The sequence below is a fragment of the Rothia mucilaginosa genome, from assembly GCF_001548235.1.
GTDB classification, from domain to species: domain Bacteria; phylum Actinomycetota; class Actinomycetes; order Actinomycetales; family Micrococcaceae; genus Rothia; species Rothia mucilaginosa_B.
The window spans coordinates 1,506,940-1,518,723 of record NZ_AP014938.1 but is presented as its reverse complement, the minus strand read 5'-3'; the positions used below and the strand labels follow the sequence as shown (position 1 = coordinate 1,518,723).

Here is an 11,784-nt window from a genome sequence, read left to right as displayed (position 1 = left end):
TTGCTTCTTTGGAGCCTTCAGCAACCCGCAAAGGGCATAACAAAAGGACCCCCGCAGATGCGGGGGTCCTTGAGTATCGCTACCTGGTGGAGGGTTTCCCCTCCGGCAGACCTTTAGCGAATTGTCGTAAGTTTACGGCAATTACTTGATGATCTTGGTAACACGACCCGAACCAACGGTGCGGCCACCCTCACGGATAGCGAAGCCGAGGCCCTCTTCCATTGCGATGGGCTGGATCAGGGTAACGGTCATCTCGGTGTTGTCACCGGGCATAACCATCTCGGTGCCCTCGGGGAGGGTGATAACGCCGGTCACGTCAGTGGTACGGAAGTAGAACTGAGGACGGTAGTTGGAGTAGAAGGGGTTGTGACGGCCACCCTCATCCTTGGAGAGGATGTAGACGTTTGCCTCGAACTCGGTGTGGGGGGTGATGGAGCCCGGCTCCACGACAACCTGACCACGCTCAACATCGTCACGCTTCAGACCACGCAGCAGCAGACCACAGTTCTCGCCTGCCCATGCTTCGTCGAGCTGCTTGTGGAACATCTCGATACCGGTAACGGTGGTCTTCTGGATCGGGCGGATACCGACAATCTCGACCTCGGAGTTGATCTTCAGGGTACCGCGCTCTGCACGACCGGTAACAACGGTGCCACGACCGGTAATGGTGAAGACGTCCTCGATGGGCATGAGGAAGGGCTTGTCCTTCTCACGCACGGGGTCCGGAATGTAGGTGTCGACTGCGTCCATGAGCTCCTCGACCTTAGCAACCCACTCGGGGTCGCCTTCGAGAGCCTTCAGTGCGGAAACGCGAACAACGGGAGCGTTGTCGCCGTCGAACTCCTGCGAGGAGAGGAGGTCACGGACCTCCATCTCGACGAGGTCGAGGAGCTCTTCGTCGTCAACCATGTCTGCCTTGTTCAGTGCAACCAGCAGGGTGGGGACGCCAACCTGGCGAGCGAGCAGAACGTGCTCGCGGGTCTGTGCCATGGGGCCGTCGGTAGCAGCAACCACGAGGATTGCGCCGTCCATCTGAGCCGCACCGGTAATCATGTTCTTGACGTAGTCAGCGTGGCCGGGAGCGTCAACGTGTGCGTAGTGGCGCTTCTCGGTCTGGTACTCGATGTGAGCAATGTTAATGGTAATACCGCGCTGGCGCTCCTCGGGAGCGGAGTCGATCATACCGAAGTCGCGCTTCTCGTTCAGGTCCGGGTACTTGTCAGCCAGAACCTTGGAGATTGCTGCGGTCAGGGTGGTCTTACCGTGGTCAACGTGACCAATGGTACCGACGTTAACGTGAGGCTTGGAGCGCTCGAACTTAGCCTTAGCCAAGAGTGTTCCTCCTAGAACGATTGAAAACATGCACGCGGATCTTCGCTCCGGCGCATCCCGTTATAAAACGGTCTAGCGTCTACAATAGCGGATTACGCCGCAGAGATGAAACTGTTCATGCTCTCAATAATGGATTTAATTGAAAATTTTAGCGTGGGCCACAGGTTTTTGACCCGTGGCCCACGGGTGAGACGCGGAAATTACTCGCCGCGGCTCTTCTGGATGATCTCGTCAGCGACGTTCTTGGGAACCTCGCCGTAGCTGTCGAATGCCATCGAGAACACTGCACGACCCTGGGTCTTGCCACGCAGGTCGCCAATGTAACCGAACATTTCGGTCAGGGGCACAATAGCCTTGATGATCTTAACGCCGGATGCGTCCTCCATGGAACGAACCTGGCCACGGCGGGAGTTCAGGTCGCCGATAACGTCGCCCATGTACTCCTCGGGGGTACGAACCTCAACGTCCATCAGCGGCTCGAGCAGGACCGGGTTAGCGCGCTTAGCGCCTTCCTTGAAGACCATCGAACCAGCGATCTTGAACGCCATTTCGGAGGAGTCGACGTCGTGGTAAGCACCGTCGATCAGGGTTGCCTTCACGCCCACCATCGGGTAGCCAGCGAGGACACCGAACTTCATAGCGTCCTGGATACCAGCGTCGACCGAGGGGATGTACTCGCGAGGAACGCGGCCACCGGTGACCTTGTCCTCGAACATGTACAGCTCTTCGCCATCCAGGGGCAGGGGCTCGAAGGAGACCTGCACCTTTGCGAACTGACCGGAACCACCGGTCTGCTTCTTGTGGGTGTAGTCGACCTTCTCGACTGCCTTCTTGATGGTCTCGCGGTAAGCAACCTGAGGCTTACCAACGTTAGCCTCAACCTTGAACTCACGCTTCATACGGTCAACGATGATGTCCAGGTGCAGCTCACCCATACCACCAATTTCGGTCTGACCGGTTTCTTCGTTCAGCGAAACGGTGAAGGTGGGGTCCTCAGCGGAAAGCTTCTGGATAGCGGTGGACATCTTCTCCTGGTCACCCTTGGTCTTGGGCTCAATAGCCACGAAGATCACGGGGTCGGGGAAGGTCATCGACTCGAGAACAATCGGGTGTGCGGGGTCGCACAGGGTGTCACCAGTGGTGGTGTCCTTCAGACCAATCGCAGCGTAAATGTGACCTGCGGTGATCTCCTCAACAGGGTTCTCCTTGTTGGAGTGCATCTGGAAGAGCTTACCGATGCGCTCCTTCTTACCCTTGGTGGAGTTCAGAACCTGCTGGCCCTGAGCTGCGGTACCGGAGTACACACGGGTGTAGGTCAGCTGACCGTAGAACGGGTGAGCTGCAACCTTGAACGCCAGTGCTGCGAAGGGCTCGTCTGCGGATGCCTTACGGGTCAGCTTCTCTTCCTCATCGGAGGGGTTGGAGCCGACAACGTCCGGAACGTCCAGCGGGGAGGGCAGGTACTCAATCACAGCATCCAGCATGGGCTGAACACCGCGGTTCTTGAATGCAGAACCACAGAGAACGGGGAATGCCTCACCGGCGATAACCAGCTGACGGATACCAGCCTTAATCTCGGGGATGGTCAGCTCGCCCTCTTCGAGGTACTTCTCCATGAGCTCTTCGCTAGCCTCAGCAACAGCCTCAACCAGCTCAGCGCGGTACTGCTCAGCCTTCTCAACCAGGTCAGCAGGAATGTCCTGAACCTCGTAAGAAGCGCCCATGGTCACGTCACCCTTGGCGTCGCCGGGCCAGACGTATGCCTTCATTTCGAGCAGGTCAACGACACCGATGAAGTCGCTCTCAGCACCGATGGGGAGCTGGACAACCAGCGGGCGTGCACCCAGGCGGTCGATGATGGTCTGAACGGTGAAGTAGAAGTCAGCACCCATCTTGTCCATCTTGTTGACGAAGCAGATACGGGGGACATCGTACTTGTCAGCCTGGCGCCAAACGGTCTCAGACTGGGGCTCAACACCTTCCTTGCCGTCGAACACAGCAACTGCGCCGTCGAGGACGCGCAGGGAGCGCTCAACCTCAACGGTGAAGTCGACGTGACCGGGGGTGTCGATAATGTTGATCTGGTTGTCCTTCCAGAAGCAGGTGGTTGCTGCGGAGGTAATGGTAATACCTCGTTCCTGCTCCTGAGCCATCCAGTCCATGGTGGAAGCGCCGTCGTGGGTCTCACCGATCTTGTGGTTAATACCGGTGTAGAACAGAATGCGCTCAGTGGTGGTGGTCTTACCGGCGTCGATGTGCGCCATAATACCGATGTTGCGGACCTTGTTAAGGTCGGTGAACACGTCAAGTGCCACGTTATTCTCCCTAAATGAGATACTCCGAAAGCCTGCCGACTCGAATCGACTCGGCAGGCTCTAAACGGAGAATTACCAGCGGTAGTGTGCGAAGGCCTTGTTGGACTCGGCCATCTTGTGAGTGTCCTCGCGACGCTTCACAGCGGCACCGAGACCATTGGATGCATCCAGGATCTCGTTCATCAGACGCTCAGTCATGGTCTTCTCGCGGCGTTGCTTGGAGAAGCCAACGAGCCAGCGAAGAGCCAGAGCGGTGGAACGGCCGGGGCGAACCTCAACCGGAACCTGGTAGGTTGCACCGCCAACGCGGCGGGAGCGAACCTCGAGAGAAGGCTTGATGTTGTCCATAGCCTTCTTCAGGGTTGCGACCGGGTCAGAACCGGTCTTCTTCTCGACGCCCTCGAGGGCACCGTAGACGATGCGCTCTGCGACGGACTTCTTGCCGTCCAGCAGAACCTTGTTGATCAGCTGGGTGACCAGCGCAGAACCGTAAACAGGATCGTTTACGAGGGGACGCTTGGGAGCGGGACCCTTACGAGGCATTACTTCTTCTCCTTCTTAGCGCCGTAGCGGGAGCGAGCCTGGCCGCGACCCTTAACACCCTGGGTATCCAGAGCGCCACGAACGATCTTGTAGCGAACACCGGGGAGGTCCTTCACACGACCACCGCGAACGAGCACAATCGAGTGCTCCTGCAGGTTGTGGCCCTCACCGGGGATGTATGCGGTAACCTCGACGCCGCCGTTGAGCTTGACACGAGCGACCTTACGCAGTGCCGAGTTCGGCTTCTTCGGGGTGGTGGTGTACACACGGGTGCACACGCCACGCTTCATGGGGTTGCCCTTCAGTGCGGGCGCCTTGGTCTTAACGACCTTGGGAGTCCGGCCCTTACGGACCAGCTGCTGAATAGTAGGCACGTTTTCTCCGTTGCTTGATCGGGTTTCTCGTTGGAGAAGCCCGTATAAACTTACTGGCCCCCATCGCGGTGGATGGGTGCTCTCGGTTATCAGAAACGCTTGGGTGCGCTGGGCACTCCGGTTGGTTTCTATAGGTTCCTCAACTCTCGGCGAGTTCTGTCTCCTTTTCATCCGAAGACGAAAAAGTTTTTGGGCACACGTAAAAATGGCATTTAGGCGTCAGCAAAAAGCAACGCCAAAGGACGGTATCCATACTGCCATTGATTCGTTTGCCCGTATCCTCGGAAAGTCCCGAGGGAACCCACCAAGGGTGGATCCAGTACACCGAGCTCAAGTACTTCGCATAAGACTATACAGGTTAAACTCGGCTTAATCTAGCGGGGCTGCACGGATTTTCCACTTTTAAGCAGATATGAAGGCAGTTTCCGGTGATTTGCACCACTTAAATTACATGCTTGCAATTCTGTCCTTGTCGACTCCCACGGCATCACCCCGACACCCCGTTATACGAATATACGAAAAGTCGCCAAGAACCCGAGTTCTTGGCGACTTCTCATGTACCGGCAAAGGCGCAAGCGTCGCCCAATCCCGTTGCTGTCAGTATTTAGACAACCTGGAACTGGCGAGTCTGACCTTCAAAGTTGGTCTTCGCACCCGTAATCTTCTTTGCGGTGCCGAAATAACGAATGCGGTACTGACCCTTTGGAGTATTCGAGGGAACCTTCCAACGAACCGTCACCTGCGAGGCGGCAATACCCATGCGCTTCCACTCGTAGAAAGTATCCGGGTTGTTATCGCCCGTGTAGTACTTCCACGTATTACCCTCTCGACGCTCAATCACGAAGTAGCTACCGTCGTGATGAATATTGTTATTCGGGTGAGCGCCGACAAAGCGCACGGAAACCTCCTGCCGACCGGCAATAGCGTCCTGCGGCTGCTGAGTGACCTGCCCATATCGCGTGCCAAACATCGGGCTGTCATAGACGACCTTGCCCTGAGCGCTGGAGACCGGTCGACGATCCTGCGGACGATCGCCGATACTCAGAGAAGTACCGTTCTTCAGGGAGGTACCCACTTCGTTAATCGTCTGGCGGAAAGCGCTGGAGGTATAACGACCAAAGAGGGTTGCGCCGCCCTCGTACTGCTGCGAATCGTATTCCTCGGGGGTCGTCACGTAGTGGTCATAGGCGTTGGTGTACCCCTGCAGAATAATATGCGACTCGGGCACGCCGAAGAGCTTAGCGGCGTCCTGACGATACTGCACGCCCACCGCGCCGGTGAACTCACCGGGCATACCCAGCAGATAGTAGTCACCAAAGCGCATAATCTGGACGGGAAACTTCTCCTGAATGATCGTTCCATTTTTAGCAGAGAAGAGGATACCCTTCGGTTTCTGACAGCTAATCTGAGCGGAGCTCGGAGTAAAAGCAAGGAATCCCAAAATCGAGGGACGTCCGGAGCCTTCCTTATACACATCCCAGCCGCCACCGCCATCTTCGGTCGAGCCGGCACCAAAAGCGGTGCCCAAGAATCCCTGACAGGTGCGTTCGTTACGGCCGGTTCCGGTGTACTTCGCGTCAACGTTCATACCTGAGAAGTTGAAGTAGGAGATTCGCGAATCCAGGCCGGTGCCCACCGGGTTACCTGCACTCTTGAGCTGGGCGCGCACGGCATCTGCCTGCTTCTGCCCCTGAATCTTCAGGTTCTGATGGTCATCCTTGGTGGGCCCCTGACCCGGCTTGAGCCAAGTATTCGGAGAAACGTCACCGGTGTTTGCATTGGCAAAAGCAGCCACAAAACCATCTCCGCTACCCGGGACATTACGGTCAATGCCGTGATCCTGGTTCTCCAGCAGATACTCGGCGTAGCCCTTGTTATCGCTTGAAATCAGGGTATTCTTCGAGGTCAGAGAGGTCGGGTGCAACGCGTACCAATTCAGCACCGCGCGAGTCTTACCGTTACGCTCCAGACGCAGGGTCATGTTAGTCGGGTCGGTACCGTTCGGAAGCTTGGAACGCAGCTCCTGCGAATCTCGGTTATAAGCCTCGCGCGAACGGTTCACACCCACGCCCGTGAGTTTAGAGGTCGAGACCGTCAGGTTGCCCGGGGCCAGATCCTTCGTTGCCTGACGCACGGCCTTCATGGTTCCCTCAACCTGGGCATTAAAGGTGTCCTGGTGGAATCCCAGGGTCGTGATGTTGTACAGGCTCTGATGGGTAATGCCGCCCGGGGTGGCATGCGTATGAGTTGCGGTAATCATGATGTTCGATTCCGAGTATTCAGATCCATACTCGGCGCGGATACGCTTGACCAGCTCATCTCGGAGAGACTGCCAGCCGGTGAGAGCATCCAACACCACGATGAGGTTACGCTGACCGCTGGCACGGTCAACAGCAATAAAGGCGCGAGCATACTGACGGGTATGCACGCCACTACCCTTCTGGGAAGTCTCGCCGTAGCCCATGAAACCGACCTCGCCAGGTTCACCGGTAATATCGGCTGCGCCGGCACCCACGAGGTAGGGCGTGGCTTGGGAGGCTTGAGCCGCGGGGGCCGCCCCGGCCATCTGGCCGGAAGGCAAAATTGCGGAGGCGGCAATCAGGCAGGCGGCGCCCACACGTGCCAGAGATCGCTTGGGCATGACGAGTCGTGAAAACAGAGAGTTCTTGGCCTTCGTTGCGGACGAGGACGCAAATACCTGCTGGAACGAGGGACACGGAGTGATACCGGAAGTATGCAGGGTGAAGATATTTCTCCCCGATCCGGAAGTGACTGGAGTAATATGCATGCCTTCAAGAGTAAATCCAAGTCAGAGCGTTTTCCAATCACCCAAGCATCCTAATATACAAGAATATATATTCTTTATATTGCTCAACAAAAACGAATGAATGGTCTATAAAGGGGTGTTTACTCTAGTAAACCCAGCAAACCTAACCGCTCTCCCCCACCGCAAAAATTTGCAATCAAGAGAATTTTTCTCTCTGTGTAAATTCTGTTTCTACTGAGATTCTCCCAAAATATTTTGGAGAAACAACGAACGCAACGCGCACCCATATCAAATCTTAAAGATAGGATTCACAAAAGCCTCAACCACTGCCATAACCATCGTGATTAGAAAAGCCTGGGTTCCTTCTCTCTCATACCCCATCCACACGCGAATATGCAAAAGCGCGGATACCCGAGAGAAATCTCGAGTATCCGCGCTTTTATGAATGCTTAGGCTTCAAACCTAGCGAGCAGCAGGAAGCTTAGAGCTCCAGGCCGCGGCCGTACTCATCCAGCGAAACGGCACGGAAACCGCCGTTGTTACCGTAGGAGTACACCTCGCTGTCGATCTGGAAAGCACTCGGGTAACCGCCGCCGAAGGTGTCCAGAGACTGCAGACGCTCAGCGGTAGCCTGAGCGCTCGGCTCAACCTCAATATCGTTGTAACGTGCCAGACCGGTACCGGCAGGAACCAGCTTACCGATGATCACGTTCTCCTTCAGGCCGAGCAGCGGGTCGGTCTTAGCCTCCATAGCTGCCTGAGTCAGGACGCGGGTGGTCTCCTGGAAGGAGGCCGCCGACAGCCAGGACTCGGTAGCCAGCGAAGCCTTGGTAATACCCATCATCTCGGGACGACCGGCAGCAGGCTTCTTGCCCTCGAGCAGAGCCTTGCGGTTTGCGGTCTGGAAGACGATGTTATCGACCAGCTCACCCGGCAGAAGGTCGGTGTCACCGGACTCAATCACGGTCACGCGACGCAGCATCTGGCGGACGATAACCTCAACGTGCTTGTCGTGGATTTCCACACCCTGCGACTTGTACACGCCCTGAACCTCACTCACCAGGTGCTTCTGAGCCTCACGAGGACCGCGAATTCGCAGGACCTCCTTCGGGTCAACAGAACCGCTAGCCAGCTGGTCACCGACATGGACGTAATCGCCATTCTGCAGCTTAGAAGCCGCACGGCGCAGAACGGTGTAGGACTGGGGCTCAGAACCGTCGTCCGGGGTCACCACAATCTTGTAGGACTTCTCGGTATCCTCAATGGCCACGCGACCGGACACCTCAGAAATCGGGGCGACACCCTTGGGGGTACGGGCCTCGAACAGCTCCTGAATACGGGGCAGACCCTGGGTAATATCGTCTGCCGACGCCACACCACCGGTGTGGAAGGTACGCATGGTCAGCTGGGTACCGGGCTCACCAATCGACTGAGCCGCAATAATACCAACAGCCTCACCAATGTCGACCAGAACGTTCGAAGCCATCGAACGGCCGTAGCACAGTGCGCACACGCCGATAGCCGACTCACAGGTCAGAACCGAGCGGACACGCAACTCCTTCACACCAGCCTTGAACAGCTTCTCGATGAGCTCATCGGAAACGTCAGCGCCAGCCTCAGCCAAAACGTTGCCAGCCTCGTCCTTCACGTCTACCGCGAGGGTACGACCGTGAATCGAAGTCTCAACGTCCGGGTGCAGGTTGCCGTCGGCGTCAACCAGCGGGAGCATCAGACCGCGGCGAGTGCCACAGTCATGCTCACGCACGATAACGTCCTGCGACACATCCACCAGACGACGGGTCAGGTAACCCGAGTTAGCGGTACGCAGTGCGGTATCAGCCAGACCCTTACGTGCACCGTGGGTTGCGATGAAGTACTCCAGAACCGACAGGCCCTCACGGTAGGAGGACTTAATCGGGCGAGGCATAATCTCACCCTTCGGGTTCGACACCAGACCACGGATACCCGCAATCTGACGGACCTGCATCCAGTTACCACGTGCACCAGAGGTCACCATGCGGTAAATGGTGTTCAGACCGCCATGAGAGCTCAGGTTCTCACGCATAGCCTCAGCAACCACGTCGGTAGCCTCGGTCCAAACCTTAATCAGCTCCTGACGACGCTCTTCATCGTCAATGGTACCGATCTCGAAGTCGTCCTGAATTGCGGCAGCCTGCTTCTCGTAGCGCTCCATGATTGCCGGCTTCTCGGAGGGAGTAGCAATATCGGAAACAGCCACGGTCACGCCCGAACGGGATGCCCAGTAGAAACCCGCGTTCTTCAGGTTATCCAGGGCACGAGCCACAACATCCATCGGGTAACGCTCAGCCAGATCGTTAATCAGGCTACCCAGACCCTTCTTGTCTGCCACACCGGTGAACCAGGGGTAGTCCTTCGGCAGAGCCTGGTTGAACAGGACCTGGCCAACGGTGCAGTCCAGCAACACGGGGTCGCCGGGCTTGTAGCCCTCGGGAGCTTCCCAACCTTCGGGAGCAACGAACTGGTCGCCGTCCAGCAGGATCTTCACCTTGGTGTACAGCTCAATCTCGTGACGATCCATCGCCATCAGAGCCTCAGAAACCGATGAGAAAGCGTGGCCCTCGTTCTTCTGACCATCGCGAGGAGTGGTCAGGTGGTACAGACCGATGATCATATCCTGCGAAGGAACGGCCACGGGACGGCCATCCGACGGCTTCAGGATGTTGTTCGAGGACAGCATGAGGATACGAGCCTCAGCCTGGGCCTCGGGAGACAACGGCAGGTGAACTGCCATCTGATCACCATCGAAGTCAGCGTTGAACGCGGAGCAAACCAGCGGGTGCAGCTGGATAGCCTTACCCTCAACCAGCTTCGGCTCAAATGCCTGAATACCGAGGCGGTGCAGGGTAGGTGCACGGTTCAGCAGCACGGGGTGCTCGGCGATAACCTCTTCCAGAACGTCCCAAACCTGCGGGCGGAAACGCTCAACCATGCGCTTAGCGCTCTTAATGTTCTGAGCGTGGCTCAGCTCCACCAGACGCTTCATGACGAAGGGCTTGAAGAGCTCCAGCGCCATCTGCTTGGGCAGACCACACTGGTGCATCTGCAGCTGCGGACCAACCACAATCACGGAACGACCGGAGTAGTCCACGCGCTTACCCAGCAGGTTCTGACGGAAACGACCCTGCTTACCCTTGAGCATGTCCGACAGAGACTTCAGGGGACGGTTGCCGGGGCCGGTCACCGGACGGCCACGACGGCCGTTGTCGAAGAGCGAGTCCACAGCTTCCTGCAGCATACGCTTCTCGTTGTTCACGATGATCTCGGGAGCGCCCAGCTCCAGCAGACGCTTCAGACGGTTGTTACGGTTGATCACACGACGGTACAGGTCGTTCAGGTCGGAGGTCGCAAAGCGGCCACCGTCCAGCTGAACCATCGGGCGCAGCTCCGGCGGGATGACCGGAACAACGTCCAGAACCATACCCAGCGGGGAGTTGTTGGTGGTTAGGAAGGCGTTAACAACCTTCAGACGCTTCAGGGCACGGGTCTTCTTCTGGCCCTTACCGGTCTGAATGATCTCCTTGAGAGCCTCGGCCTCAGCTTCCAGGTCGAAAGACTCCAGACGCTTCTTGATAGCCTCGGCGCCCATGGCACCCTCAAAGTACATGCCGTACTTGTCCACCATGGAACGGTACAGAGCTTCGTTACCCTCGAGGTCAGCGACCTTCAGGGACTTGAAACGCTCCCACACGTTCTCCAGGTGAGCAACCTCGCGCTCGTAGCGCTTACGCACGGAGGCAAGCTGACGCTCAGCGTTATCGCGCAGCTTGCGCTTCTCAGCAGCCTTACCGCCCTCTGCCTCGATACGAGCCAGTTCGGACTCAACCTCACGGCTAATAGCGTTCACATCGGCGTTCAGAGCAGCCTCAAGCTCCTGCTTCTCACGGTCGTGAGCAGCCTGCAGCATCGGCAGATCCTCGTGACGAGCATCCTCGTCAACGCTGGTAATCATGTACGCAGCGAAGTAAATGACCTTCTCCAGGTCCTTCGGAGCCAGATCCAGCAGGTAGCCCAGACGGGAAGGAACACCCTTGAAGTACCAAATGTGGGTCACGGGAGCGGCCAGCTCAATGTGGCCCATGCGCTCGCGACGCACCTTGGAACGGGTCACCTCAACGCCACAGCGCTCACACACAATGCCCTTGAAGCGCACGCGCTTGTACTTACCGCAGTAGCACTCCCAGTCCTTGGTGGGGCCGAAGATACGCTCGTCGAAGAGACCGTCCTTCTCGGGCTTCAGGGTACGGTAGTTGATGGTCTCGGGCTTCTTAACCTCACCAAAGGACCAACGACGGATGTCGTCGGCGGTGGCGAGGCCAATTCGCATCAAACCAAGCGAAGATTCGTTGGACATATCGGTCCTAATCTCTTTCTGTAAGTTTCTGAAGACTTGGGTTTGCGGGTGGGAACCCCA

Annotated in this window: 6 protein-coding genes; all 6 read right to left on the bottom strand. The window is 57.2% G+C overall.

All coding sequences use genetic code 11. The features are described from left to right. Window positions 1-141: 141 nt before the first annotated feature. A complete protein-coding gene (gene tuf, locus RM6536_RS05925) occupies window positions 142-1,332 on the bottom strand; it encodes an elongation factor Tu (protein WP_005508397.1) in 1,191 nt (396 codons plus the stop codon). Between the two features lie 200 nt (window positions 1,333-1,532). After that, complete coding sequence (fusA, locus tag RM6536_RS05920) at window positions 1,533-3,647, bottom strand: elongation factor G (protein ID WP_060824422.1); 2,115 nt, start codon at window positions 3,645-3,647, stop codon at window positions 1,533-1,535. A 72-nt stretch (window positions 3,648-3,719) separates the two neighbouring features. Beyond that, entirely contained in the window at window positions 3,720-4,190 is a 471-nt protein-coding gene (gene rpsG, locus RM6536_RS05915) for a 30S ribosomal protein S7 (protein ID WP_005504941.1), read from the bottom strand. After that, window positions 4,190-4,564 carry a 30S ribosomal protein S12 gene (gene rpsL, locus RM6536_RS05910; RefSeq protein WP_005504939.1) on the bottom strand — a complete coding sequence of 125 codons (375 nt, stop codon included), beginning with the start codon at window positions 4,562-4,564 and terminating at the stop codon, window positions 4,190-4,192. Before rpsL ends, rpsG begins: the two co-directional genes overlap by 1 nt. 604 nt (window positions 4,565-5,168) lie before the next feature. After that, a complete protein-coding gene (locus tag RM6536_RS05905) occupies window positions 5,169-7,205 on the bottom strand; it encodes a neutral/alkaline non-lysosomal ceramidase N-terminal domain-containing protein (protein WP_060824421.1) in 2,037 nt (678 codons plus the stop codon). A 607-nt stretch (window positions 7,206-7,812) separates the two neighbouring features. Then, entirely contained in the window at window positions 7,813-11,724 is a 3,912-nt protein-coding gene (locus RM6536_RS05900; RefSeq protein WP_060824420.1) for a DNA-directed RNA polymerase subunit beta', read from the bottom strand. Window positions 11,725-11,784: the final 60 nt, after the last annotated feature.

Coding starts and splice junctions, on each gene's coding strand:
- RM6536_RS05905 (WP_060824421.1), bottom strand. CDS start 7,205: ATGCCCAAGCGATCTCTGGCACGTGTGGGCGCCGCCTGCCTGATTGCC.
- RM6536_RS05900 (WP_060824420.1), bottom strand. CDS start 11,724: ATGTCCAACGAATCTTCGCTTGGTTTGATGCGAATTGGCCTCGCCACC.
- rpsG (WP_005504941.1), bottom strand. CDS start 4,190: ATGCCTCGTAAGGGTCCCGCTCCCAAGCGTCCCCTCGTAAACGATCCT.